Source organism: Amycolatopsis granulosa, from assembly GCF_011758745.1.
Lineage (GTDB): Bacteria > Actinomycetota > Actinomycetes > Mycobacteriales > Pseudonocardiaceae > Amycolatopsis_E > Amycolatopsis_E granulosa.
This window is the reverse complement of record NZ_JAANOV010000001.1, coordinates 1,246,428-1,271,359: the sequence shown is the minus strand read 5'-3', so window position 1 is coordinate 1,271,359 and position 24,932 is coordinate 1,246,428. Positions and strand designations below refer to the sequence as shown.

Here is a 24,932-nt window from a genome sequence, read left to right as displayed (position 1 = left end):
GGCTCAGCGGCGCAGCTCGGCGACGCGGTCCAGCCGGCCCAGCTTGTGCGGGTTGCTGATCCCGTAGATCCGGGTGATCCGGCCCTCGGCGACGACCAGGCTCAGCGCGGCGGCCGACCCGTCCACGTCCAGCCGCACCCCCGGCATGCCGTTGACCCAGGTGGCGCTCGCGGTGAACCCGGTGCGCGCCGCGCCGCGGGCGAGCAACGTGGCCACCAGCTCGGCGCCGACGACCGGTTTGCGCGCGGCCGGCGCGATACCCCCGCCGTCGGAGATCACCACCACGTCCGGCGCCAGCACCGCCATCAGCGCCTGCACGTCGCCGCTGGAGACGGCCGCCAGGAACGAGTCGACGGCCGCCTGCTGCTCGGTCCGGTCGACCCGCATCCGCGGTCGCCGCGCGGCGACGTGCTCGCGGGCGCGGTGCCCGATCTGCCGCACCGCCGCCGGGCTCTTGCCCAACGTCTCGGCGATCTCGGCGTAGGGCGTGCCGAACACCTCGTGCAGCACGAACACCGCCCGCTCGACCGGACCGAGGGTTTCCAGCACCGTGAGCATCGCGATCGAGACGTTCTCGGCCAGCTCCACGTCCTCGGCCACGTCGGGTGTGGTGAGCAGCGGTTCGGGCAGCCACTCGCCGACGTAGTCCTCGCGCCGCCGGGACAGCGACCGCAACCGGTTCAGCGCCTGCCGCGTCACCACGCGGACCAGGTAGGCACGTGGCTGGGTCACCTGTGCCTGGTCGACCTCGGCCCAGCGCAGCCAGGTTTCCTGCACGACGTCCTCCGCGTCGGCAGCCGAGCCGAGCATCTCGTAGGCCACGGTGAACAGCAGGCTGCGGTGCCTGACGAACGGGTCGGTCACGGTTCCTCCTCCGGGTGCCGCCATGCAGACACCGGCCGGCGCGCGGATGTGACACCACCGCCGGCCGGTGATCTCAGCTCCGCGGCGAGCTCTCCAGCAGGCGCCCGCCGTCGAGGCGGAGGTGGCGCGTGATCCCGATCCCGGCCAGGAACCGTTCGTCGTGGCTGACCACGACGAACGCGCCCTGGTAGGCGTTCAGCGCAACCTCCAGTTGCGTGGTGCTCACCAGGTCCAGGTTGTTGGTCGGCTCGTCCAGCAGCAACAGCTGTGGCGCCGGCTCGGCGAACAGGACGCACGCCAGGGTCGCCCGCAGCCGTTCACCGCCGGAGAGGACGCGGACCGGCAGGTGCGCCCGCTGCCCGCGGAACAGGAAGCGGGCCAGCAGGTTCATCCGGTCCGCGGGCAGCATCCCGGGCGCCCGGCCGGCCAGGTTCTCCGCCACCGAGCGGTCGTCGTCGAGCAGGTCCAGGCGCTGGGACAGGTATGCGACCCGGCCGTCGGCGCGCCTGGTCGTCCCCTCGTCGGGGTCGAGATCGCCGGTGACGATCCGCAGCAGCGTGGACTTGCCGGAACCGTTGGGCCCGGTCAGCGCGATGCGTTCCGGCCCGCGCACCGCGAGGTCCACACCGGACCCGAACAGGTCCCGCTTGCGCAGGCCCTCGCCGAGGAACAGCGTCCGGCCGGCCGGGACGGCGGTCCGCGGGAGCTCCAGCACGATCTTGTCGTCGTCCCGCAGCGACCGCTCGGCCTGGTCCAGCTTCGCCTTCGCCGCGCTCATGCGGGCGGCGTGGGTGTCGTCGGCCTTGCCCGCGGACTCCTGCGCCCGGCGCTTCCGCGCGCCCATGAGGATCTTGGGCAGCCCCGCGTCGGCGGCGTTGCGCTGCGCGGTGCCCGCCCGGCGTGCCGCGCGTTCGCGGGCCTGCTGCCGGTCGCGCTTCTCGCGCTTGACCTCCGCCTCGGCGGTGCGGATGTTCTTCTCCGCCACCTCGCGCTCGGCCTGGACCGCGCGCTCGTAGTCGGTGAAGGTGCCGCCGTAGAACCGGACCTCGCCGGAGCCGAGCTCGGCGATGCGGTCCATGCCGTCCAGCAGGGTGCGGTCGTGGCTGACCACCAGCAGGCACCCGGTCCAGTCGCCGAGGACGGCGTGCAGGCGGCGGCGCGCCTCGAGGTCGAGGTTGTTGGTGGGTTCGTCGAGCAGCAGCACGTCGGGCTGGGCGAGCAGCTGGGCGGCGAGCCCGAGGGACACGACCTGGCCGCCGCTGAGGGTGCCCAGTCGCCGGTCCAGCGCGACGTCGCCGAGGCCGAGCCGGTCGAGCTGGGCGTGCGTGCGCTCCTCGATGTCCCAGTCGGTGCCGATCGTGGTGAAGTGCCGCTCGTCCGCGTCCCCGGCCTCGACCGCGGCCAGGGCGCGCAGGACCGGGTCGATGCCGAGGACCTCGGACACGGTGCGGTCGCCGGTCAGCGGCAGGTCCTGGGGCAGGTAGCCGAGCAGCCCGTCCACGGACACGCTGCCCGCGGCCGGTTCGAGCTCGCCGGCGATCAGCCGGAGCAGGGTGGATTTCCCGGCACCGTTCGGGGCGACCAGGCCGGTGCGCCCGTCCGGGACGGTGAGGGACAGCTGGTCGAAGACCGGCGTGCCGTCCGGCCAGGAGAAGGACAGCGCGGACACGACGACGCGAGCGTCGGAAGACATGAGAACAACCTCGGAAGGGTGTGGTGGAACGGGGACGACGACATGACCGCGGCGGCACTGCCGCCGGCGGCCGGGCTATCTCCGGGGCTCACCCGGAGATGTCGTCGTCACTCACCACGTCGCAATTCCCCGCTCACGGTTCTCGGTCACCATGATCCTAGCAGCCGGCGGTCACGCCAGTTCGGCCGAAACGACCCCGGGCAGCTCACGCAACCGGGACAGCAGCAGGCCGATCTCCTCGCCGGGCAGCAGGACGGCGCAGACCATGCTGCTCTCCCGCACGCCGTCGCGGATGTCGACCGAGAGCTCGTGCACCGTCCGCCCCTGCTGCGCGAGGGCGCCGACGAGGGCGGGAACCTGCTCGACCCCGCCGGTGAAGTAGGTGGCGATGCGGCGCCGGACGAGCAGGGACGGACGCGGGGCGGGGGTGGCGAAGCTGATGGACATGTCGGATCTCCACGAAAAGCTCGACAGCGGATGGATCCGGGCCAGGTCCCGAAGAACGAGCGCGATCGCCAACGCTGCGCGCCGGCGACCTGGGTTCAGCCGGCGCGCCGGGTTACCAGTCGCGAGGACATCGGACGGCGCTGCACGGCGACAGGCTAACACGGCCTCCCGCCGATCGTCGGGACCTGTGCTCACCCCGCCGCGTGCCGTGGCGGCGTCCGGCTACGGCTCGTTGCCGGGGGACAGGTCGCGGACGGCCCGGAAGCCGAGCTGCGGGCCCAGCTCGGTGGCGGTCGTGCCGGCGATCGGCCGCAGCAGCAGGCCCAGGTGGTCACCGGTGTCGTGCCGGGACAGGATTTCCCCGGCGAACCAGCCGGGACAGTCCTCGAGCAGGGGCACGCCGCCGGGCCCGGGCCGCCAGCGGCACCGGGTGAACTTGTCCGTGTCGAACCCGGTGTGGCTGCCGAACAGCTCCGCCAGCCCGGTGGCCGAGGCATCGAGGCGGTGCACGGCGACCGTGGACGCCCCGGTGGCGACCTGGAAGGTGTGGTTGCGCTTCGACAGCCACACCATGAAGCGCGGCGGGGAGATGCTGCACTGCGCGGCGAACCCGATCAGGCAGCCCGCGCGCCGGGTCCCGTCGGTCGTGGTCACGACGAACATCGGGTAGTCCAGTGCGTCGACGACCGTCTCGAAGCCGGTGTGCGCGGTGTCGTGTGGTGTCATGGTGGTGCCGCAACTTACCCGCCGCGGGCGGTCTCGTTCAATTCCCGCCGCGCCGCCGTAGGAGTCTCCACCGTGCGAGTCTCCACAGTGGTCTCCGCGCGCGGTCGTTCAGGAGATCACCGCCTCGACGTGGCGCAGGACCGCGATGCTGTCGTCCAGCCTGCCCAGCACCACGATCTTCAGGCGCGCCCGCTCCTCGTCGTAGGCCGTCTCGATGCGCAGCTGCCGCGCGCCCGCGCCGCGTGCGGCGGCAGCGCTCATCAGCATCGTGGTCACCCGGCCGGCCCGCTCCGCGCTGATCGCGTCGATCTCCACGATGCTCGACACGTCGACCCGGCAATGCCGCGCCACCGGCTCGGCGGCCGGCGACATCGGGGAGCGGCCGGTGAACTCCTCCAGGTCGTCCCGCGCGATGCGGTACTGCTTGCCGATCCGCACCGCTTTCAGCCGCCCCTCCCGCACGTATCCGCGCACGGTACGGACGTGCAGGCCGAGCATCTCGGCGATCTGGTCCACCGAGTAGAGCTTGTCATCCACGAACGCACTCTAGGCGGCCCGGCGCGGTGCCAGCACCGCCGCGACGATCGCGGCCGCCACCGCGATCACGGCGAACACCACGAACCCGCCGCGGAACCCGCTCAGCGTCTGGGCGACGAGGCTGGCTGCCGCCACGCTCGACACCACCGCGGCGCCCAGGGACGCCCCGAACTCGTGGAACGTGCTCACGATGCCCGAGGCGATCCCGGCCTCGTGCGGCGCGACCTGCCCGAGCGCGGTGGCCGAGGCGACGACGAACAGCACACCCGTTCCGGCGCCGGTGACGGCGAGGCTGATCGCCACGACCGCCGGGTGCATCGCCACTGCGGGCAGGATGAGGCCGGCCGCGGCGATCAGCAGCCCGGTCACCGCGAGCGGACGCGCGCCGAAGCGGCCCAGGGCCTTGCCGGTGAGGTTGGCCCCCGCCATGGTCAGCAAGGCGACCGGCAGGAACAGCAGCCCGGTCGGCAGCGCGCCGTAGTGGCGCTCGTGCTGGAAGTAGAACGTGCCCAGGAAGAACACCGCCACGGTCAGGGCCGTGGCCATGAGGATGAGGAACGTACCGGTCGCCACCGGGCGGCGGGCCAGCAGCCGGACGTCCATCAGCGGTGCCCGGGTGGTGCGCTGCCAGGCGACGAAGGCGAGGTAGCCGACGGCGGCCGCGAGCACCAGCCACCCGGTGGTGGCGGTCAGCCACCCCTGGTCACCGGCGTGGATCAAGGCGTACACCAGCGACCCGGACGAGGCGGTCACGAGCAGCGCGCCCAGCGCATCCAGGCGGCCGCCCGGCGCCGCCGCCACGGCCCGCGGCAGCATCCGCGCGAGGGTGACGACGATGACGAGCCCGATCGGCACGTTGATCCAGAACACCCACGGCCATCCGGGACCGGCGGTGATCAGCCCGCCCAGCAGCACGCCGAGGGCCGCACCCCCGCCACCCAGCGCCGACCACACGCCGAGCGCCTTGTTCCGCTCTTCTCCGTCGAACAGGCCCACAACCAGCGACAACGCCGAGGGGGACAGCAGTGCCGCGCCGACGCCCTGCGCGATCCGGCCGCCCAGCAGCACGCCGGACGACCCGGCCAGCCCGGTCACCAGCGAGGCCGCCGTGAAGACCAGCAGGCCGGTCAGGGCGATCCGCTTCGCGCCGAGGAGATCGGCCAGCCGCCCGCCGAGCAGCATCAGGCCGCCGAAGGTCAGGGTGTACGCGCTGACCACCCAGGTCATCGTGGCCCGGCTCAGGCCCAGGTCCGTTTCCATGTGCGGCAACGCGATCGCCACGACGGTGACGTCGAGGATCAGCATCAGCTGGGCGACGCCCAGGAATCCGAGGATGCGCCACCGCAGCGGGTGTGCGGCGGGCTGTGCGTAGGTGTCCGACATCGCTTCTCTCCCGTTAACTCGTACGACGAGGTACGACTTACAACCGGGAGTCTAACCCGTACATTCCCGTACGAGATAAACTGGGGAGGTGGCCACTCCCGCACGACCGCGCCGGCGCGCCGACGCCGAACGCAGCATCGCCCGCATCGTCTCCGCCGCCCGGGAGGTCCTCGGCCGTGATCCGGGCGCGAGCATCGACGAGATCGTGACGGCGGCCGGGGTCGGCCGGATGACGCTGTACGGGCACTTCCCCAACCGGGCCGCGCTGGTCGAGGCCGCGCTGGCCGACGCGATCCGGGAGGGCGAGGAGGTGCTGGCCGCGGTCGAGCTCGGCGGCGACGCACGCGCGGCGATGGCCCGGCTGCTGGCCCCCAGCTGGTCGCTGGTGGCCGAGTCGGCCAAGCTGCTGGCGGCGGCCGAGGAACTCCTGCCCGCGGCGCGGATCCGGGAGCTGCACGGGAAATCCGCCGTGCGTGTCGAGGACCTGATCCGCCGCGGGCAGCGGCAGGGCGTGTTCCGCACCGACCTGCCCACCGACTGGCTGGTGAACGTCGTGCACTACGTCCTCAACGGTGCGGCCGAGGAGAGCCGCGCCGGGCGCCTTCCTCCGGGCGATGCCCCGGCCGTGGTGATCGCGACGATCGAGTCGGTGCTGGCCCCGCCGCACTGAGGTCAGGACGAGGCGAGACGCGCCAGCATGGCGCGGAACGCCTGTTGCTCGGCGGCGCTGAGCGGGCCGAGCAGTTCGGTCTCCACCGCGTGGATGCCGGCCCGGATCGCGGCGTGCCGGGCCTTTCCGGCGGGGGTCAGCCGGACGACGTGGGCCCGGCGGTCGGCCGGGTCGGGTTCCCGCACCACCAGGCCCTCCCGGGCGAGCTCGTCGAGCAGTGCGATCAGCCGGGTCTTGTCGTAGCCGATGGCCTTGGCCAGCGCCACCTGCGAGGTGGCCGGCCGCTCGGCGAGGCTGGACAGCGCCGCGTAGGCCCACATCGACACGCCGTGCTCGCGCAGCACCGGCTGCTCGGCGTTCATCAACCGCCGCACCACGCGCCCGAACAGCGCGCCCAGGTCCTCGTCCGCCACCCGACGATCGTAGAGTGACACAACGATAAGCATGAGCGTACGATACGCAGATGCATACTAATCAGGTACTGACCGAAACGATTTCCATCGCCGCCTCGCCCGGCACCGTGTTCGACCTCGTCTCCGACCCGCGCCAGCTGCCCCGGTGGGCACCCGGCGTGGCCCGGTCGGTCCGCCCGGACGGCGACGACTGGGTGCTCAGCAACGGCGAGAACGAGGCACGGATCACCGTCCGCGCCTCCCGCGAGCACGGGGTGGTCGACCTGCTCTCGGCCCAGGACCGCGGCCAGGGCGTGTTCACCCGGGTGCTGCCGCACGGCGACGGCGCCGAGTACCAGTTCACGATGTTCCTCCCCGCCGACGCGCCGGACGAGGCGATCGCCGGACAGCGGGCGGTGGTGCGCGGCGAGCTGGACACGGTCCGCGCCCTGTGCGAGGAACACGGCTGACCCGTTCACGCGCCGGGGTCCGGTGCGCGGCGCTTGCCTTGACGTCCGCGTCAAGCGGCATGATCCCGCCCGTGTTCACTCAAGCAGAACTGGATTACCTGACCGCCCAGCCCCTCGGCCGGCTCGCCACCGTCGCGCCGGACGGGCGGGTGCAGAACAACCCCACCAACTTCTTCGTCGACGGCGGCACGATCGTCATCGGCGGGCACGCGCTGGGCGCGTCCAAGAAGTTCCGGAACGTCCAGTCGGGCAGCACGGTGTCGTTCGTGGTGGACGACCTGGCCACGGTCGACCCCTGGGTGCCGCGGGGCGTCGAGGTCCGCGGCACCGCGGTGGCGCTGACCGACCAGGAGCCGCCGCTGCCGTACTTCTCGCGAGAGGTCATCCGCATCACCCCGGCCCGGATCATCTCCTGGGGACTGGACGGTCCCCGGTCCAGCCGCGCGGTGTGAGCTCCGCCGGGCCCGGTCAGTGCGGCGCGCCGGGTCCCGGGCGCCACAGGTACTCGTGCTCGGGGCGGCCCGTCGCCCCGTACCGCAGGCGCATCCGGACCGAGCCCGCCTGGGCCAGCGCGGTCAGGTACCGCTGCGCGGTGGCCCGCGCGACGCCCAGTTCCGCGGCCACCTCGGCGGCCGACAACGCGCGGCCCGCGGTGCGCAGCTGCTCGGCCACCAGACGCGCGGTCGCGCTGGACTGACCCTTGGGTGTGGCCGTGCGGTCCCGCTCGTGCAGCAGGCGGAACGCCTTGTCGACGTCTTCCTGGCCCAGGTTGCGGTCCCCGGTCACGAGCCGCCGGTAGTGCGCGTAGCTGGTCAGCCGTTCGGTGAACTGCCCGGTGGCGAACGGTTTGATCAGGTAGTTCAGCGCACCGGCGCGGATCGCCGCGCTGATGGTGCGGGTGTCGGTGGCCGCGGACAGGACGATGGTGTCCGTGTGCAGTTCGCCCAGCAGGTTCAGGCCCGGCTCGTCGGGCAGGTACACGTCGAGCAGCACCAGGTCGGGGGCGAGCTCCCGCACCCGCGCCCGGGCTTCGGCGGCGGTGTGGGCGGTGCCGGCGACGGCGAACCCGGGCACTTCCGCCACGAAACCGGCGTGCACGGCGGCGACCCGGAAGTCGTCGTCGACGATGAGCGTGCGGATCACGGGTGTTCCTCCTCCGAGAGCAGTCCCGGCAGGGCCGCGACGAACAGCGCGCCGCGGTGCTCCCCGCCGGGGTCGGCCAGCCAGACGTCGCCCCCGCGGGCCCGCGCGGCCTGGCGGGCCAGCGCCAGACCGAGCCCGTGCCCGGGGGTCAGCTTCGTCGACACGCCCTCGTCGAAGACGGTGTCCCGGATCGTCCTGGCGACCCCGGCCCCACTGTCCACGACGGACACGTGCAGATCGGGACCCTGTTGCAGCAGGGCGATTTCCACGGTCGCCGGCCGGCGCGCACCGATGCGGGCGGCATGCACCGCGTTGTCGAGCAGGTTGCCGACGACGGTGTTGGCGACGCTGGGGTCGGTGACCGTGCCGCGCACCCAGGAATCGTCGGACAGCCGCAGCTCCACGTCCTTCTCCCGCGCCTGCGCGATCTTCGCCGACACCAGGGCACGCAGATAGGGGTCGGTCACCGCGTCGCCCAGGCCGCCCGGCGCGACCGCCGTCTCGGTCAGCGTCTGCAGGTATTCGATGGCTTCGCCGTTGTGGCCCAGCTGGAGCAGCCCGGACAGGGTGTGCAGGCGGTTGCGGAACTCGTGCCGCTGCGCGCGCAGCCCGTCGGACAACGACCGCACCGCGTCCAGCTCCCTGGTCAGGGCGTCGAGGTCGGTCCGGTCCCGCAGGGTCAGCACGGTGCCGAGGTCACGGTCGTCGCGGCGCACCGCACGCGAGTTGACCACCAGGACCCGGTCGCCCGCGACGGCGAGCAGGTTGTCCACCGGTTCGCTTTGCGCCACCGCGCGGCGCAACCGCGGCGAGAGGTCCAATGCGGACAGTTCGGCGCCCACCGGCAACGGCCGCCCCAGCAGGCGCTCGGCTTCCGCGTTCCGCGCCGAGACGCGCCCCTTCGCGTCGAGCGCGAGCATGCCCTCGCCGATCCCGTGCAGCACCGCCTCCCGTTCGTAGAGCAGTTCCGTCAGCTCCCGCGGTTCCAGTCCGTGCGTCAGCCGGTGCAGCCGCCGGGTCAGCAGCGCCGACGCGCCCGCGCCCAGCGCCAGCGCGCCGGCCGCGAAGGCGGCGCTGAGCAGGACCAGCCGGACCAGATCGCCGGTGGCCGCGCCGATCCGGTAGCCGACGCTGACCTCACCGACCACCCGGCCCCCGGGCCCGCGGATCGGCGTCTTGCTCCGCACCGAAACGCCCAGCGTGCCCTCCTGGACCTCGCTGACCACGTCGTTGCCCGCCAGCGCCTCCGACGGGTCGGTGCTCACCGGCTCGCCGATCTGCGCCGGGTCGGGATGGGCCAGCCGGATGCCCCGGTCGTCGGTGATGACCACGAACAGCGCACCGGTCCGGGCGGTGACCGCCTGCACCCGCTCCTCGAGCTCGCCACCCGGACGGCGAGCCGCGGCGCCGGCGACCACCACCGGATCGACGGACACCGTGTGGGCGATGCCCAGGGCACGCTCGCCGTACTGGTCACGCAGCGTGCTCCACAGCAACCAGCTCACCAGGGCCATGCCGACGACGAGCACCAGCGCGACCACCGCGATCTGCAAGATCAGGATCTGGCGGGAGAACCGCAGCCGGGCGAAGACGCCGTTGTCCATGCGGAGCACCATACGCGCTGGTCAAGCGGGTGAGCTAAACGCGCAAAACGCGAAGAACGCGCACTGCGGACGCAGAACGCGAACAAGCTTCACCGGCGGTGCCCCCGCTTCTTAACGTGCGTGACACGGTCCCCCCTGCCGAGTGACGAAGGAGTCACCCGATGTCCCCACCCCTGATCGAGCTGGCCGGTGCCACCAAGCGGTTCCCGAGCGGGAGCGGCTCGGTGCACACCGCGGTCCGCGATCTGACGCTGAGCGTCGAGGCGGGCGAGTTCGTCGCCGTCGTCGGGCCCACCGGATGCGGCAAGTCCACGACGCTGTCCCTGGTCTCCGGCCTGCAGCCGGCCTCGGCCGGGGAGGTCCGCGTCGACGGCGAACCGGTGCGGTCCATTCCGGACGGAGTGGGCTACATGTTCCAGACCGACGCCGTGATGCCGTGGCGCTCGGTCCTGGACAACGTCGCCTCGGGCCCGCGGTTCCGCGGCGCGGGCAAGGCGGAGGCGCGCGAGCAGGCCGCCGACTGGGTGCGGCGGGTCGGGCTCGCCGGGTTCGAGAAGTACTACCCGCACCAGCTCTCCGGCGGCATGCGCAAGCGCGTGGCGCTCGCGCAGACGCTGGTCACCCGGCCGCGGATCCTGCTGATGGACGAGCCGTTCTCGGCGCTGGACGTGCAGACCCGCGCGCTCATGCAGGACGAGCTGCTGCGGCTGTGGTCGGGCACCGGCGCGGCCGTCGTCTTCGTGACCCACGACCTCGAGGAGGCCATCGCGCTCGCCGACAAGGTCGTGGTGCTGACCACGAGCCCGGCCACCGTGAAGGACGTGTTCGTCGTGGATCTGCCGCGCCCGCGCGAGGTCGAGGAGCTGCGCATCACCGAGGACTTCCTGCGGATCTACCGCGAGGTCTGGGAGTCGCTGCGCGTCGAGGTCGCCAAGGCCCGGGGAGGGAACACCGATGTCGCTTGACACCGCCGCCGTGCCGGTGAACGTGCAGCCCGAGACCGAGGAGATGATCCTGGCCCGGCAGCGGCGGGCCGTGTTCCGCCGCCGCCGCAACACCTGGCTGCTGCGCCTGGCGATCGTGGTCGCGTGGCTGGGCAGCTGGGAGCTGGCTGCGACGCTGTGGATCGACCCGTTCTTCTATTCGAAGCCCTCCCGGATCTGGGAGCGGCTGGTCGGCTGGTTCACCCGCGGCACCGACTTCGGGTCCATCTGGTACCAGCTGTGGGTCACCGTGGAGGAGGCGGTGTTCGGGTTCGCGCTCGGCGCGGTCGCCGGTGTCGTGCTCGGCGTGATCCTCGGCCGCAGCCAGTACCTCGCCGACGTGCTGGCCCCGTTCATCAAGGCGGCCAACGCGGTGCCGCGGATCGTGCTCGCCTCGCTGTTCGTGATCTGGTTCGGGCTGGGCCTGGCCTCGAAGGTCGCCACCGTCGTCGTGCTGGTGTTCTTCGCGGTGTTCTTCAACGCCTTCACCGGCGCCCGGGAAGTGGACCGCAACCTGATCGACAACGCACGGATCCTCGGTGCCGGGCGGTTGCAGGTGCTGCGGTCGATCGTGCTGCCGAGTGCGACGTCGTGGATCCTGTCCTCGCTGCACACCGCGTTCGGGTTCGCCCTCATCGGCGCCGTGGTCGGGGAGTACGCCGGGTCCAAGGCCGGGATCGGTTTCCTGATCGCCAACGCGCAGGGCACGTTCGACTCCGCCGGCATCTACGCCGCGATGATCATCATCACCGTCGTCGCCCTCCTCGCCGAATGGGGCATCGGGCACCTGGAGAACCGGCTGCTGCGCTGGCGGCCGTCCGTGTCCGCCGGCACCACCGCCGCTCTGTGAAAGGAACCGGATCAATGAGGATTCGCCGCATCGCCGGCCTCGTCGCCGCGCTCACCCTCGCCGTCGCCGGCACGACCGCCTGCCAGGACTCCCGGGTCGCCACCACGGGGGCGAACGGCAAGCCGCACATCACCATCATGGTCGGCGGGCTGAACAAGATCATCTACCTGCCCGCGACGCTCACCCAGCAGCTCGGCAACTTCACCGCCCAGGGCCTGGACGTGGAGCTGCAGGACGAGCAGTCCGGGGCCAACGCGGAGACCGCCCTGGTCGCCGGGCAGGTGCAGGGTGTGGTCGGGTTCTACGACCACACCATCGACCTGCAGGCCAAGGGCCAGTGCATCCAGAGCGTGGTGCAGATGGCCAACATCCCCGGTGAGGCCGAGGTGGTGAGCACCGCGAACGCGGACAAGATCACCAGCGCCGCGGACTTCGCGGGCAAGAAGCTCGGCGTCACCTCGCTGGGCTCGTCGACCGACTTCCTGACCAAGGCGCTGGCCGCCAAGGCCGGCGTGGGCGCGGACCAGTACACCCCGGTCAAGGTCGGCGCCGGGCAGACGTTCATCGCGAGCCTGGACAACGGCGGCATCGACGCCGGGATGACCACCGACCCGACGATCGCGTCGCTGACCAGCACCGGCAAGGCCAAGGTGCTCTACGACCTGCGCACCGTCGAGGGCACCAAGGCCGCGCTCGGCGGGCTCTACCCCGCCACGTCGCTGTACCTGAGCTGCGACTTCGTGCAGCAGAACCACGACGTGGTGCAGAAGCTCGCGAACGCCTTCGTCGCCACGCTGAAGTGGATCAGCCAGCACACGCCGGAGGAGATCGCGGCGAAGATGCCGCCGTCCTACGGCGGTGGTGACCCCGCGCTCTACGTCAAGTCGGTCAAGGACAGCATCGGGATGTTCAACGCCGACGGCAGGATGGACCCCTCCGGCGCGCGGAACGCGCTCGAGGTGCTCGCCTCGTTCTCGACCAACGTCAAGCCGCGCAAGGACTCCATCGACCTGTCCAGGACCTACACCACGGAGTTCGTGGACGCCGCCGGCCGGGGCTGAGCCGGCACACCGGTGGCGCGGGCACCCGGCAGCCGGGTGCCCGCGCCGTCCGCGTGCGTCACCACCGCCCCGCGTGGGCCTATCCTGGTGCCGGCCCGCCGGGCGGTGGGGGACTGTGGAGGACATGGGGACGTGGCCGAGACCAATGCGGAGCGAATGCGGAGCCGCCTGCGCGAGGTCGTCGAGCGGTGGCGGCACGACCTGATCGAGTCCTGGGTCCGCCAGCAGCGGGAGCTGATGCCCCCCGGCCCGGCCGCCGACCAGCAGGGCTTGCTGGCCGGGACCGAGCGGGTGCTCACCGCGCTGCTGACGGCGCTGGACAGCGATCGCCCGCTGCACCGCCTGCCCTACGAGGAGCCCGGGCTGCGCGCGGCGCTGATCGAGTTCGCCGGTGGCCGCGCGCACGCCGGCACGTCGCCCGGGCACACCGCGATGGCGTTGCTGGCGTTGAAGCAGGCGGTCGTCGGGGTGCTGCGCGCGCACGCCGAGACCGGTCCGGCGGAGGCGGCGGAGACCATGGACATCGTGGTGGCGCTCAACCGCTGCGTGGACGCCGCCGCGATCCTGATCATGGAGACCTACGTCCAGCGGCGCGACGAGCTGATCGAGGCGCACCGTCAGCGGGTGCTGGAGCTGTCCGTGCCGCTGCTCACCGTCGGGGACGGCGTGGTCGTGCTGCCGTTGATCGGCACGCTGGACGCGGAGCGCGCCGCGCTGGCCATGGAAACCGTGCTCGACGTGGTCCACACGCGTGGCGTGCACACGCTGATCATCGACGTGACCGGGGCGAGCGACGTCGACGACCAGGTGTCCGGGCGGCTGGCGGACATCGTCGCCGCGACCCGGCTGATGGGCGCGCGCGGCATCGTGTGCGGCATCGTGCCCGGCATGGCGCAGGCCATGGTGGCGGCCGGCACCCGGCTCGCGGGGATCGACACCTACGCCGACCTGTCCAGCGCGCTGGCCCCCGTCCTCGCCGGGTCCTGACCCGCGCTGCCCGGCCGGCGTCATCGCACCGCGGCGTCGTAGGTGTCCTGGATGTCCTGGTCGAAGGCGGCGCTGTAGGAGACGTCGGGCGTGTCGCCGCCCTGCTGGTAACCGCCGATCACGCCGACCACGGTGCCGTTCCCGGTCGCCGGGTCCACCGCGGTCAGCCAGGGGCCGCCGCTGGTCCCGTCCGGGAAGCCGGGGCAGGCGACCCGCTGCTGGTGCGCACCGAACCGCGTCGTGCGGCCCGGGCAGATCACCGGCGAGTCCGCGCCGTCGGGATACCCGGTCAGCACGATGTCGTGCGTGGACCCGCGGTCCACGCCGAGGGTCTCCGCGCCGGTCAGGTCCTGCACGGGACGCGGGTTTCCGGCCTGGCGCACGGTCAGGAACGCGAAGTCCAGGTCCTGGTCCGCGCCCGCCGCCCACCCGGCCGGCACGTGCACGGCGGTGACCTGCCACATCCCGAACGGCGCGACACCGTCGTGGAAGCCCGGTGCGAAGTACAGGTCCTGCGGTGCCCCCGCCGGCAGGCAGTGCGCGGCCGTCAGCACGAGATCACCGCCCGGGCTGCCGACCACGCTCGCCGTGCAGAAGTGCCTGCCGCCGGTGAACAGGGCCCCGACCGGGGCGCCGGGCAGCGCGCCGTGCGCGGTGGTGCTCGTCGTGTCACGAACGTCCGCTGTGGACACCGGGACGGCCACGTCGGTGGCCGGAGCACCGGTCCCGATCAGCGCCGTGGTCACCAGTACGACCACGGCCGGTGAGCGCCACCACGAGGTTCCCACGCTCCCACTCCACCACACCCGCGCCCGGAAACCACCGCCTCCGGTGCGGTTACACAGCGAACGCACAGCCGGGACCGGACATCCCGGTCGCAAGTGCCCCGCCCCGGTTCAGCGGGTGATTCCGGTGTGCCCCAGGGAGTAGCGGCCCGGCTGCGGCCACACGCACAACCCGTGCGGTTCGTTCCCGACGGGTATCTTCCGCAGCAGTGATCCGTCCTTCGTGGACACCACGTAGACGGTGCGGTCGTAACGGCCGGACAACCACAGCTGGCTGCCGTCGGCGGTCACGTTGCCCATGTCCGGGCTGCCGCCGCCGGGCAGCTGCCACTTGGTGACGGGGGCGCCGGTGTAGGCGTCGAGCACGCTGATGCTGCCCTCACCACGGTTGGTGACGTACAGCTGCCGCGCGTCCCGGGACAGGTAGAGCCCGTGCGCGCCCCTGCCGGTGGGGATGAAGCGCAGGACCTTGGTGGCGGCGCCGTCGAGCACCCACACCCCGTTGCCGTCGACGTCGGCGACGTAGTACACCGAGCCGTCCGGCGCGAGCTTGATGTCCTGCGGCCCCATGTGGGTGTGCCGCTGCGGCATCGGGATCACCCGCAGCACGTGGTGCGAGGGCACGTCGACGACGGCGACCGCACCGGCGAATTCGCAGGTGAACACCGCGGTGCGGCCGTCGGGGGAGAAGTCAGCGTGGTCGATGCCCGCGCAGCCCGGCACGGGGGTCACGTCGCGCTGGGCCCAGGTGTGCGGGTCGTACCAGACGAGCTCGCGGTGGGCCTCGGCGACCGAGACGGCGAACGAGCCGTCGGGGGTGAAGTAGAGGTTGTACGGGTCGACCACCGGGATGGGCGCGCCGGGCAGGCCGGTCCGCGGGTCGAAGGGCAGCAGGTGGTTGCCCTTGTCGTCGCTGGCGTACAGGGTGGTCATGTCGTAGGAGGGCACGACGTGCTGGATCTCGACCCCCGCGGGGTAGTGCCCGACGACGGCGAACGTGGCCGGGTCGATCACCCACACGTCGCCCGACCGGCTGTGCGGCACGTAGACCAGCGGTTTGCCGGCCTGCGCGGCGGGCGAGAGCATGTTCGCGCCCGCGTCGGCGTAGACGTTGTGCCGGTCGGATACCGGGGGCATGCCCGGCAGGTCCGCCGGCGGGGCGACAGCCGCCGGGCTCGACGTGGTCGGCAGGGGCGGTGCCGCGGGTGGCGGCGCCGCGGTGCACGCCGCGAGCGCCAGGACGGCCGGCAGAACGGGGACAAGACGACGATGCTTCAACGGATGCCCCTGTTCAGGTGAAGAGACGGGTGGCGGTGACGGGTCGCAGGCCGCGGCCGGCGAGGTCGGCGAGCACCCCGGGCAGGGCGGCGGCCGTCGCGGGGTGCCCGAGGTGCATGCTCACCACGCTGCCCGCCCGCGCGGCGGCCACGGCGCGCCGGATCCGTTCCGGCGCCGGGTCGGTCCAGTCCAGCGAGTCGACGTCGTAGGACAGCACGCGCGCGTAGCCCGCCCGGCCGGCCTCCGTGAGCTCGGCCGGGGTGGCGTACTGCCCCTGGGACGGCCGGAAGAACGTGCCGGGCCCGCCGGTCAGCCGGTCCAGTTCGTCGCGGCACCGCTCGATCTCGGTCCGCATCGGGCTCGGCGCCATGTGCGCCAGGTCGCCGTGGCTCCAGGTGTGGTTGCCGATCTCGTGCCCGCCGTCGCGGACCATGCGGATCCCGTCGGGCGCGCTCGCCAGCCAGGTGCCCACCGCCAGCACGGTGACCTGCGCCTGGTGCTGGGCGAGGACGTCGAGCACGCGGCGGGTGAGGGACAGCTCACCCGCGCCGTGGAAGGTCAGTGCGACCTCCGGGCGCCCCGATTCCGCGCGGACGAGCTGCTGGGCCGGCCCGGCCTGGGCGCCGGTGGTCGTGCTCGTCGGCGGCGCCGACCCCGGGCTGCCCGGCGACGGTCCCGAGCTGCCCGGGGACGACCCGGCCTGGCAGCCCGCCAGGACCGCGGCCCCGAGCCCCAGCCCGAGCAGGCCGCGCCTGCTGACCTCCCGCCCGGTCATCCGCCGCTCACCTCTTCCCACCGTCGGCAGATCAACCGTAGAACGGTTCCGGCCCGCCCGCCGCCCACGGCCAGGGGGACGACGCCGAACCGGTGGACGAGCGGACCTCGGCTCGCAGCGCCCCCTTCTCGTCAGGGACAGCGGAGATGATCTCGTCCGCGGGCTCGGCTGAGGTCGTCTCGAGTGACCAGGGGCGAGAAATGCGAAAGCCGGCGCTTCCCGAGTCTGCGTCCGGTGTTCCGTACAATTTTTCGACGCTGAGCAGCAAGCGAAATCTACGTGGCCTCACGAGCAGTATCGTTCAACATGGACGTGGCCAGGCACGTATCCTGACCGGAGGGCGGCATGACTTACCAAGTAAAACTGTACTGTGCATCTCGTGAAAGTAGCGCAGCAGGCGGCTTGAGGCTTTAGTGGCAGCGGCTCTCGAGCAGGGGATCGACCTTCGGCTGCGTGATCGTGAATCTGGCGGCTCCTGGGTGTCGGCCATGCTCGAACGGGCTGACGAGACCGTCGGTGCCAGCGGCTGCCACATCGAGATTCATGCGCAGTCCCCCTTGGCAGCGGCGATGATCGCTGAGGTTGCCGATGCAGAACCGACCGGTCGAATCAGGTTGGCCGACGCGGTAGTGACTCTGACCTTGACCGGATCCGAGGTGGACTGGTCGGTGGTGCGAATCATGTGGCGGGCCGCGAAGTCGCTGTGGACGGTGATCCCTTATGATGACGGCTCGGGTTTCGACATCGACTTGGATGAGTTGTCATTCACCTGATGCGAAGTCGCCGTTGCCCGCGAACGCAATCAGTTCTCGCTTTCCGGAGGAACACTGAGACAGTCGGTCTCAGACCGTCACGGTGAACCCATGACTGTCGTGTAGCCCAGGTAGCCGTGCCGGGTGGTGGCTTCGATGTCGGCGGTCTTGAGCCACTCGTCGATCGCGTAGGACACCGTGACCGAGGAGTCGGGGCCGCGCCGCCGGTAGACCGTGCCTGCAAGCGCGTCATGGCCTTCTGCGCCTGGCGGTGTGCGGCCTTGTCGGTGCCCTTGACCGTCTCGGTGAGATAGCTCTGCCGCCCGGTCACCGGGTCGATGCCGGCGTAGACGCGGACCTGGAGGGACTTGGCGCGTTGGCGGATGTTGCCGCGCTTGCGGTTGTCGCCCTTGGCTGTTGCCTCGCTCAGGGGCAAGCGTGGGTCGGAGCCGCAGAAACTGTCAATGGACAAGACGTAAGAAGATGATCAAGCAGCGTGCCATAACGCCTGGTCAGAATCGGTGGGCCGGGCGGGGCTCGAACCCGCGGCCAAGGGATTATGAGTCCGTGACGCCTATGCGGCGTGCTCAGCAGCGGTTTCGCTGGTCAGTGTCGAGCGCGAGTGGCCCAATCCCTTGGTGTTCGCGAGGGGTAGGCCCTGCAGGTGGAGCGGCCCTCGGCCGTGGTGTGACACCAACCGAGGGCCTGGGGTGGGAACCTGGCGACGCGGCGCCGGCCGCTTGAAGTCAGGCGCTCGGATACCCAGCGAGCACGACCTTGTGCAGCGATACGGGGTGTCTAGGCCGACTGTGCACCGCGCGCTCGTCGAGCTGGTCAACGAACGACTCGCAATCACGGTGAAGAACAAGGGCCGCTACGTCAGAGAGAGCGGCCCGGCTTCAGCTGACGAGCATGATGATCACGCCGCTGAGCATTAGAACCAGCGCGATGATTCCGATGACGACGCCGGACTGTGCGAGGCCGCGGTTGTTCGCCATGCCGCGGTTCGCGTAGCCATAGCCGATGCTGCCGAAGGTCACACCGAGGATCGCGAGCGGGAGCGCGATGAGCGAGAGCCAGCTGGGGAGGAACCCGACGGCGAGACTGACGAGGCTGCAGACGAACCCGGCGGTGCCCATGCCGTTCTGTGGTTGGGGTGGTTGTGGCTGCCAGCCGTGGTCGTAGGGCTGCTGGGGTGGGTAGGGCTGGTGCGGTTGCTGCCAGTGGCCATGGGGCGGCTGGGTCATGGGTGGTCCCCTCTGGTGGTCTGTCAATGGACAAGACGTAAGAAGATGATCAAGCAGCGTGCCATAACGCCTGGTCAGAACCGGTGGGCCGGGCGGGGCTCGAACCCGCGGCCAAGGGATTATGAGTCCCCTGCTCTAACCAGCTGAGCTACCGGCCCCTGGCGGGCGCCATGTGTCAGCACCCGCGCCCCCGAAGGGTGAACGACAACATATCGCACGGCTGGGCGGAAGCGCGGCGGTGGGCGGCTCACCCGAACGGCCCACTGGTGGTGCACCTGCGGTGTCGAACCGGCGGGTAGGTGCGGTTCCGTGCCTAGGATGGTCGCCATGGTGGGCGGTGCGGTGCTCTGGTGGGGGTGCGGCGCCGGCCGGATCCTCGTGCACGTGCACGCCCGGAGGTAGCGACGCGGGAGGGTACGTGCGAGGGCGGTTCGCGGAGCAGTTGTCCGAGCGGGTTCTGGTGTTCGACGGGGCGATGGGCACCGTCCTGCACGTGGCGGGCAACTCGCTGGACCGGGCGCTGCCCGAGCTCAACCTCGCCAACCCCGAGCTGGTCAGCACCATCCACGAGAGCTATGTGGCGGCCGGCGCGGACGTGCTGCTGACCAACACCTTCGGCGCGAACCGGCTGCGGCTGGCCGAGCACGGGTGCTCGGTGAGCGCCCGCGACGTCAACCTCGCGGCCGTCCGGCTGGCCCGGCAGGCCCGCCGCGGCGTGCACCGGACGATCTTCGTCGCCGGGTCGGTCTCGCCCGCGGTCAGCGCCGCCCGGCGGGCCGGGGTGCGGGCGGACGAGCGGGCCGGTGCCGTGCGGGAGCAGGTCCAGGCGCTCGTCGACGGCGGGGTGGACCTGCTGGTCCTGGAGACCTTCGGCCACCTCGACGAGCTGGTCGAGGCCGTCCGGGTGGCCGCCGGGGTCACCGACCTGCCGATCGTCGCGCAGGCGACGTTCACCGCCCACGGCACCACGCCCGGCGGCCAGACCCCGCGCGACGTGGTCAAGGCACTGTCCGCGCTGCCCGTCGCCGCGATCGGCGCGAACTGCACCGTCGGCCCGCAGCACATGCTCGCGGTGCTCGACGAGCTCCGCGACGCCACGGACTTGCCGGTCGGCGTGCACCCCAACGCCGGCATGCCCAGGCGGACCGGCCGCCGCTTCACCTACCCGGTCGCCCGCGCCCACTTCGGCCGCTACGCCCGCCGGTACGCCGAACGCGGTGCGGCGATGATCGGCGGTTGCTGCGGCACCACCCCCGGCCACATCCGTGAGATCGTCGCGCGCCTGGCCGACCTGCGGCCGCGGGTGACGCGGCCGGTCGCCGCGGCGGTGCCGAAGCCGCGGCCGGCGCCGCCGCGGAGCCCGCTGGCCCGGCGGTTCGCGCGCCCGGAGTTCGTGCTCGCCGCACAGGTCACGCCACGCGGTGAGCCGGAGGACGCCACGCGGCTCGGCGGGGCCGGGCTGGCGCTGGTCCGCGGCGGTTTCGGCGAGGCCGTGCGGCTGGAACGCCTGGCGGGCGTGGACACGATCACCACGGTCACCGCCTGGGACCGGTCGCTCGCGCAGCTGCAGGCGGACGTGCTCGGCGCCCACGCGTTCGGGCTGCGCACGGTGGTGTGTGAGACCGGCACACCCGTGCCGCTGGGCGACTACCCGGGCGCGGACGGGATCTGGGAGGTCGACTCGGTCGGCCTGATCGGGCTGCTGGCCGGGCTCAACGCCGGGCGCGACCACAACGGGCTCACCCTCGCCACCCGCACCGCGTTCCACATCGGCGCGCGGGTGAACCCGGGTGCCGAGGACGCGGACGCCGAACTGGCCCGCACCAAGGCGAAGATCGCCGCCGGGGCGCAGTTCCTCATCACACGGCCGGTGTACGAGCTGGACAACCTGGCGCGGATGATCGCCGAACTGTCCGGAGTGGACATTCCGGTGCTGGTCTCGATCGCGCCGCTGTCCGGCTTCGCGGAAGCGGAGTACCTTGCCTACGAGGTGCCGGACGTCACGATCCCGCCGCGAGCACTGTCCGAACTGGAGACTGCCGGGGAGCGGGCGGCCGCGGTGGGTCTGGCGCTGGCGGCCGAGCTGCTCGACGGGGCGCGTGAGCTGGTACGGGGGGCGGTGGTGGTCGTGGACGAACACCCGGGCAAGATCGAATCGCTTCTGCGGCAACAGAAATCTTCGGTATGAAGCGCCTCGTCGCCGTGTTACGCTCGCCCGATGGTGCTGTCGCGCAGGACCGTGCTGAAGCTGGGGGTACTCGGCTCCTGCGGGTGGGGCGTGCTCGCGGGTACCGCGACAGCCGGTGCATCACCACCCGTGGAACGGTCCATGCTCGACGCGATGCGGGAACTGCACGCCGCACCCGGGGGCCCGCCCGCCGTCACTGTCGCGATCAGACGGAACGGTGGCACGGCGTTCCACAGCGTGGGTGTGTCGGACGTGGCGACCGGCCGCGCGCCGCGGCCGAACGACCACATGCGGGTCGCGAGCGTGGCGAAGGCGTTCAGCGGCGCGACGGCACTGGCCCTGGTGAGCCGCGGCCGGCTGGGGCTCGACGACACGATCGGCCGGCGGTTGAACGGTTTCCCGCCGCAGTGGTCCGGCGTGACACTCCGCCAGTTGCTCGGGCACACCAGCGGAATCCCGGATTTCAGCCGGTCCCCGCGGTTCGCCGCGGCGGTGCGCGCCGCGCTGCAGGATCCGCCGCCGCCGCGTGAACTGCTCGGTTACCTCGACGACCCGGATCTCGGGTTCCCGCCCGGCACCCGCTACTCCTACTCCAACTCCGACAACATCCTCGCCGCGCTGATGTGCGAGGCGGCGACGGGCAGCCGGTACGAGGACCTGCTGCGGCACCTGGTGGTGGAGCCGCTGCACCTGACCGGCACGAGCCTGCCCCGCGGGTCCGCGCTGCCGGAACCGTACCTGCACGGCTACGACGGCACCGAGGACGTCAGCACCCTGATCGCCGCGGGCTGGAGCTGGGCGTCCGGGGGAGTGGTGTCCACCCCGGCGGACCTGGCGCGGTTCATCGCCGGCTACCGGGACCTCCTGCACCCGGACGTGCGGGCCGCGCAAACCCGGTTCCGGCCCGGCAGCTCGGAACCGCCCGGCCCGGGGGCCAACGCCGCGGGCCTGGCGCTCTTCCGCTACGACACCCGGTACGGCACCGTGTACGGCCACACCGGAAACACCCCGGGCTACACCCAGTTCGCCGCGGCCACACCGGACGGACGGCGGGCCGTGGCGGTCAGTGCGACCGCCCAGCTCACACCGGACACCAGCGCGCCGCTGTTCGAGAAGCTGCGCGGGGTCTACGAACTCGCCGTCGGTGCGGCGCTGGCCCGCTGACTCACACCAGCGCGAGGTCGTGAGCCACGACGCGGCCGGCGTGGATCACCGTCCGGTGCGGCAGCCGGTCCTGCACCGCGGCGGCCGGGGCCGCGCCGTCGAGGAGGACCAGGTCGGCCACGTCGCCGGGCGCGACACCGGGACGGTCGTCCACTCCGCGCAGCGCGCGCAGCGACGGGTCGAGCACCGTCGCGCCGCCCCAGGTGCCGACCGCCAGCGCGTGCTCCACCAGCGAGTCGTGGCGGAACCCGTTGGTGAACGCGAGCTGCCACGTCCGGTCGAGCAGATCCGCGTTGCCGTAGGGCGACCAGTAGTCCCGCTGCCCGTCGTCGCCCAGCCCGACCCGGATGCCGGCCTCGGTGAGCCGCCGCAGCGGCAGCGTGTTCGGCCCGGGCGGGGCGACCGTGGCGACCGAGATGTCCAGCGACGCCATCTCGGCCAGCACCTCGTCCAGCCGCGGCGACGGGGTGTGCGCGAGCGTGAAGGCGTGCGAGATGGTGACCTTGCCGCGCATGTCGAGCACCCGCGTCCGCTCGATGATCTTGCCGAGGCTGAACAGGCCCAGCTCGCCGGGTTCGTGCAGGTGGACGTCGACCGGCACGCCGTGCCGCTCGGCCAGTCCGAACAGGATGTCCAGGTGCCGCACGGGGTCGCCGTCCACCCCGCACGGATCGATGCCCCCCACCACACCCGCACCCGAGCGCAGCGCGGCGTCCATCAGCTCCGGCACCCCGGGCTCCCGCAGCAGCCCGGCCTGGGGGAACGCGATGATCTCGACGTCGGCCCGTGCCGCGTGCGCCTCCCGCGCGGCGACCACCGCTTCCAGCCGCTCCAGCTTGCAGTCGGCGTCGACCTGCGCGTACCCGCGCACCCGGGTGACGCCGTGCGCGACGAGCAGCCCGAGCAGGTGAGTGGACCGCTCGGTCATCGGCACCTCCGCGGTGCGCCAGTGCGCCCGGTCGTGCAGCATGTTCGCCCACACCCCGCCCGGGGAGTCGTTGGGCCGCCACGGCAGCCCCAGCCGGGTGGAGTCCAGGTGGACGTGCACGTCGGAGAACGAGGGCAGCAGCAGCCGGCCCGCACCGGCCACCCGGGTCACGCCGTCGGGTGCCTCCCCGCCGGCCGGCGTCACCGCGGCGATCCGGCCGTCCCGGATCACCACGTCCGACAACTCGCCGCCCCATGGGCGCACGTCGCTCACGTACAGGTCGCTCACGGCTCCAGCATCGCACGGCTACCCGGACCGCCGATGCCCTCCGCCGGGCTCCCCGCTCGCCGGGTATGACCGTCCGAAGTGGTCGATCAACCCGCCGGTGCACGCGTCCGCACCCGTGGCGGTCCGGCACGGCAGCCGCGCGACGACCTGGTTGCGCTCCTCAGCGCGCCAGCAGTTTGGTCCGCAGCGCGGTCACGTCGTCCGCGCCGAACCCGTGGCCGTCCAGCCACGCCAGCACGCCCCCGTACCGCTTGTCCACCTGGTCCAGGAACAGTTCCATCGTCTCCGGCCGGGGGCGGTGGTCCTCGTCGTCCGGCCGCCGGTCCAGATCCGGGGCGTAGGTGGGGGAGGTCCGCAGCCGGTCCAGGATGGCCCGGATCCGCTCGCCGCTCGCCGTGTAGTCGGTGATCACCGCGTTGCGCCGCACCCCGGCGGCCGTCAGCGCGAACGCCGTCACCACGCCCGTGCGGTCCTTGCCCGCCGCGCAGTGCACCAGCGCCGCACCCGGCGCGCCGGCGATCGCGCGCAGCGCACCGACCATGCTCTCCGGCCGGTCCTCCAGGTAGCCGAGGTACAACGCGGTCATCACGTCGTCCGGGAACCGTTCGAGCGTCCGTTGCCGGCGGCTCAGGTAGAGCGCGTCACTGATGTCGCCGGCCGTCGCATCCGTCGTGCCGCCGCTTTCCGGCAGCACGGAGAAGTGGTGGTGCCGTACGGAGGCGACCCTGGTCAGTGGCCCGGGTCCCTCCTGCGCGACCTCGGGCGTGCCGCGCAGGTCGACCACCGTCGTCAGGCCGAGGTCGTCCACCAGCACCTTGACGTCCCGCGGCGTCAGTCCCTGCAGGTTGTCCGAGCGCAGCAGCCGGCGCGGAGCGACCGCGCCACCGTCCCCGGTCGGCAGCCCGCCGACGTCGCGGGCGTTGGCCGCCCCCTCCAGCTCCAGCCAGTGCATGCCCCCATGGTTCACCGCGCCGCCGACCGCGCCAAGGGGCGAGCCCGCTCAGCGGGTTCGGCCGGACGGGGCAGCGTGGCCGTGACGCCGTGCCGCCGCAACCACCGTGACCAGCCCAGCATGCCGATGTGCGCGGCGATCAGGTGCCCGGCGAAGGTGACCAGGGCGCTCAGCGTCTCCGGCGAGTCCATGACGTAGATCACCATGATCCCGGCCTCGATACCCAGCACCCCCCACACCCGGAACCGCCGTGCGAGCACCGGCACGAGCGCACCGGCGGTCGCGAAGAACCCGTAGCTGACCCCGATGTCGAGCCAGCGGCCGTCGGTGCGCGGCAGCAGGCCCTGCCCGATCGCCACCATCACCGGCAGCTCGGTCGCCAGCGTCGCGAGCACGTGCCCGCTGGCGAACACCGCGAACGTCCACCCCGCCCCGATCCGGCGTTCCAGCGGCGCCACGGCGAGGGTGAAGATGAGCACGTACACCACCCAGCCGTCGTTGCCGAGCCAGAGCGCGCTGCTGATCAGGCTCATCACCGGCCGGTGCCAGAGGTTGTGCGCGTCCGTGCTGGCCAGCTCGAGCAGGCGGGCCGACACGTTCTGGCCGAGCAGGTGCTGCAGGCCGGTGGTGGCCAGCAGCACCATCAGGTACCAGAACGTGAACGGCGTGCCGTCCGGAGTGGGCAGCACGCTCGACGGTCTGAAGCGGGGCACTTCCCCAGTGTTCCCGCATCCGCTGTGAAAACGCTGTGACCACTCCTTCGGG

At 72.2% G+C, this 24,932-nt stretch carries 27 protein-coding genes and 1 tRNA gene; 11 read left to right on the top strand and 17 right to left on the bottom strand.

All coding sequences use genetic code 11. The features are described from left to right. Positions 1 to 3: 3 nt before the first annotated feature. From FHX45_RS06200 to FHX45_RS06175, 6 genes are all read right to left on the bottom strand, one after another. Positions 4 to 864 (bottom strand): RNA polymerase sigma-70 factor, encoded by an 861-nt coding sequence (locus tag FHX45_RS06200; RefSeq protein ID WP_167097477.1) that lies wholly within the window; start codon positions 862 to 864, stop codon positions 4 to 6. Positions 865 to 937: 73 nt separating this feature from the next. Next, positions 938 to 2,557 (bottom strand): ABC-F family ATP-binding cassette domain-containing protein, encoded by a 1,620-nt coding sequence (locus FHX45_RS06195; protein ID WP_167097475.1) that lies wholly within the window; start codon positions 2,555 to 2,557, stop codon positions 938 to 940. 171 nt (positions 2,558 to 2,728) lie between these two features. Next, entirely contained in the window at positions 2,729 to 3,004 is a 276-nt protein-coding gene (locus tag FHX45_RS06190) for a hypothetical protein (protein WP_167097473.1), read from the bottom strand. 222 nt (positions 3,005 to 3,226) lie between these two features. Next, positions 3,227 to 3,730, bottom strand: a complete 504-nt coding sequence (locus tag FHX45_RS06185; protein WP_167097471.1) for a flavin reductase family protein — start codon at positions 3,728 to 3,730, stop codon at positions 3,227 to 3,229. A 108-nt stretch (positions 3,731 to 3,838) separates the two neighbouring features. Beyond that, complete coding sequence (locus tag FHX45_RS06180) at positions 3,839 to 4,267, bottom strand: helix-turn-helix domain-containing protein (RefSeq protein WP_167097469.1); 429 nt, start codon at positions 4,265 to 4,267, stop codon at positions 3,839 to 3,841. 9 nt (positions 4,268 to 4,276) lie between these two features. Beyond that, positions 4,277 to 5,650: an MFS transporter gene (locus FHX45_RS06175; RefSeq protein ID WP_167097467.1), complete on the bottom strand. Its 1,374-nt coding sequence runs from the start codon at positions 5,648 to 5,650 to the stop codon at positions 4,277 to 4,279. 88 nt (positions 5,651 to 5,738) lie between these two features. Here FHX45_RS06175 and FHX45_RS06170 point away from each other — a divergent pair, with 88 nt between their 5' ends. Continuing rightward, on the top strand, positions 5,739 to 6,320 hold the full coding sequence (locus FHX45_RS06170; protein WP_167097465.1) for a TetR family transcriptional regulator: 582 nt from the start codon (positions 5,739 to 5,741) through the stop codon (positions 6,318 to 6,320). A gap of 2 nt (positions 6,321 to 6,322) precedes the next feature. Here FHX45_RS06170 and FHX45_RS06165 read toward each other — a convergent pair whose 3' ends face one another. Further along, positions 6,323 to 6,766, bottom strand: a complete 444-nt coding sequence (locus FHX45_RS06165; protein ID WP_167097463.1) for a MarR family winged helix-turn-helix transcriptional regulator — start codon at positions 6,764 to 6,766, stop codon at positions 6,323 to 6,325. A 17-nt stretch (positions 6,767 to 6,783) separates the two neighbouring features. Between FHX45_RS06165 and FHX45_RS06160 the strand changes: the two genes are divergently transcribed. Together FHX45_RS06160 and FHX45_RS06155 are read left to right on the top strand one after the other, a co-directional pair. After that, positions 6,784 to 7,182: an SRPBCC family protein gene (locus FHX45_RS06160; protein ID WP_167097461.1), complete on the top strand. Its 399-nt coding sequence runs from the start codon at positions 6,784 to 6,786 to the stop codon at positions 7,180 to 7,182. A 71-nt stretch (positions 7,183 to 7,253) separates the two neighbouring features. After that, positions 7,254 to 7,634, top strand: a complete 381-nt coding sequence (locus FHX45_RS06155; protein WP_167097459.1) for a PPOX class F420-dependent oxidoreductase — start codon at positions 7,254 to 7,256, stop codon at positions 7,632 to 7,634. Between the two features lie 16 nt (positions 7,635 to 7,650). Here FHX45_RS06155 and FHX45_RS06150 read toward each other — a convergent pair whose 3' ends face one another. Beyond that, on the bottom strand, positions 7,651 to 8,325 hold the full coding sequence (locus FHX45_RS06150) for a response regulator (RefSeq protein ID WP_167097457.1): 675 nt from the start codon (positions 8,323 to 8,325) through the stop codon (positions 7,651 to 7,653). After that, a complete protein-coding gene (locus FHX45_RS06145) occupies positions 8,322 to 9,929 on the bottom strand; it encodes a sensor histidine kinase (protein ID WP_243868934.1) in 1,608 nt (535 codons plus the stop codon). The genes FHX45_RS06150 and FHX45_RS06145 overlap by 4 nt, the downstream gene beginning before the upstream one ends. A gap of 161 nt (positions 9,930 to 10,090) precedes the next feature. Here FHX45_RS06145 and FHX45_RS06140 point away from each other — a divergent pair, with 161 nt between their 5' ends. The 4 genes from FHX45_RS06140 to FHX45_RS06125 all read left to right on the top strand — a co-directional run bounded on the left by FHX45_RS06140 (position 10,091) and on the right by FHX45_RS06125 (position 13,810). After that, positions 10,091 to 10,894 (top strand): ABC transporter ATP-binding protein, encoded by an 804-nt coding sequence (locus tag FHX45_RS06140; RefSeq protein ID WP_167097455.1) that lies wholly within the window; start codon positions 10,091 to 10,093, stop codon positions 10,892 to 10,894. Then, positions 10,884 to 11,762, top strand: a complete 879-nt coding sequence (locus FHX45_RS06135; RefSeq protein ID WP_167097453.1) for an ABC transporter permease — start codon at positions 10,884 to 10,886, stop codon at positions 11,760 to 11,762. The genes FHX45_RS06140 and FHX45_RS06135 overlap by 11 nt, the downstream gene beginning before the upstream one ends. 14 nt (positions 11,763 to 11,776) lie before the next feature. Continuing rightward, entirely contained in the window at positions 11,777 to 12,823 is a 1,047-nt protein-coding gene (locus tag FHX45_RS06130) for an ABC transporter substrate-binding protein (protein ID WP_167097451.1), read from the top strand. A 132-nt stretch (positions 12,824 to 12,955) separates the two neighbouring features. Further along, positions 12,956 to 13,810, top strand: coding sequence for an RsbRD N-terminal domain-containing protein (locus tag FHX45_RS06125; protein WP_167097449.1), 855 nt, complete (start codon positions 12,956 to 12,958; stop codon positions 13,808 to 13,810). Positions 13,811 to 13,830: 20 nt separating this feature from the next. Here the strand turns inward: FHX45_RS06125 and FHX45_RS06120 are convergent, their stop codons facing one another. The 3 genes from FHX45_RS06120 to FHX45_RS06110 all read right to left on the bottom strand — a co-directional run bounded on the left by FHX45_RS06120 (position 13,831) and on the right by FHX45_RS06110 (position 16,648). Then, entirely contained in the window at positions 13,831 to 14,598 is a 768-nt protein-coding gene (locus FHX45_RS06120) for a trypsin-like serine peptidase (protein WP_341771368.1), read from the bottom strand. 108 nt (positions 14,599 to 14,706) lie between these two features. Beyond that, positions 14,707 to 15,732 carry a YncE family protein gene (locus FHX45_RS06115; protein WP_243868933.1) on the bottom strand — a complete coding sequence of 342 codons (1,026 nt, stop codon included), beginning with the start codon at positions 15,730 to 15,732 and terminating at the stop codon, positions 14,707 to 14,709. Positions 15,733 to 15,886: 154 nt separating this feature from the next. Continuing rightward, positions 15,887 to 16,648: a polysaccharide deacetylase family protein gene (locus FHX45_RS06110; RefSeq protein WP_167097443.1), complete on the bottom strand. Its 762-nt coding sequence runs from the start codon at positions 16,646 to 16,648 to the stop codon at positions 15,887 to 15,889. 413 nt (positions 16,649 to 17,061) lie between these two features. On the opposite strand from FHX45_RS06110, the gene FHX45_RS06105 reads away from it, so the two are divergent. After that, entirely contained in the window at positions 17,062 to 17,421 is a 360-nt protein-coding gene (locus FHX45_RS06105) for a hypothetical protein (protein WP_167097441.1), read from the top strand. Positions 17,422 to 18,038: 617 nt separating this feature from the next. Then, positions 18,039 to 18,338 (top strand): winged helix-turn-helix domain-containing protein, encoded by a 300-nt coding sequence (locus FHX45_RS06100; RefSeq protein WP_341771367.1) that lies wholly within the window; start codon positions 18,039 to 18,041, stop codon positions 18,336 to 18,338. Here FHX45_RS06100 and FHX45_RS06095 read toward each other — a convergent pair. Together FHX45_RS06095 and FHX45_RS06090 are read right to left on the bottom strand one after the other, a co-directional pair. Beyond that, entirely contained in the window at positions 18,300 to 18,647 is a 348-nt protein-coding gene (locus FHX45_RS06095; protein ID WP_167097437.1) for a DUF4190 domain-containing protein, read from the bottom strand. The two genes, FHX45_RS06100 and FHX45_RS06095, sit on opposite strands and share 39 nt — an antisense overlap. 84 nt (positions 18,648 to 18,731) lie before the next feature. Then, positions 18,732 to 18,805 (bottom strand) — tRNA-Ile (locus FHX45_RS06090). Positions 18,806 to 19,065: 260 nt separating this feature from the next. Between FHX45_RS06090 and FHX45_RS06085 the strand changes: the two genes are divergently transcribed. Continuing rightward, a complete protein-coding gene (locus tag FHX45_RS06085) occupies positions 19,066 to 20,835 on the top strand; it encodes a bifunctional homocysteine S-methyltransferase/methylenetetrahydrofolate reductase (protein WP_167097435.1) in 1,770 nt (589 codons plus the stop codon). A 30-nt stretch (positions 20,836 to 20,865) separates the two neighbouring features. After that, positions 20,866 to 21,999: a serine hydrolase domain-containing protein gene (locus tag FHX45_RS06080; protein ID WP_167097433.1), complete on the top strand. Its 1,134-nt coding sequence runs from the start codon at positions 20,866 to 20,868 to the stop codon at positions 21,997 to 21,999. 1 nt (position 22,000) lies between these two features. Here FHX45_RS06080 and FHX45_RS06075 read toward each other — a convergent pair whose 3' ends face one another. From FHX45_RS06075 to FHX45_RS06065, 3 genes are all read right to left on the bottom strand, one after another. Then, positions 22,001 to 23,215, bottom strand: a complete 1,215-nt coding sequence (locus FHX45_RS06075; RefSeq protein WP_341771366.1) for an amidohydrolase — start codon at positions 23,213 to 23,215, stop codon at positions 22,001 to 22,003. A 160-nt stretch (positions 23,216 to 23,375) separates the two neighbouring features. Further along, entirely contained in the window at positions 23,376 to 24,167 is a 792-nt protein-coding gene (locus tag FHX45_RS06070; RefSeq protein WP_167097431.1) for a tyrosine-protein phosphatase, read from the bottom strand. Between the two features lie 11 nt (positions 24,168 to 24,178). After that, positions 24,179 to 24,880 (bottom strand): rhomboid-like protein, encoded by a 702-nt coding sequence (locus tag FHX45_RS06065; RefSeq protein ID WP_341771365.1) that lies wholly within the window; start codon positions 24,878 to 24,880, stop codon positions 24,179 to 24,181. Between the last annotated feature and the right edge of the window lie 52 nt (positions 24,881 to 24,932).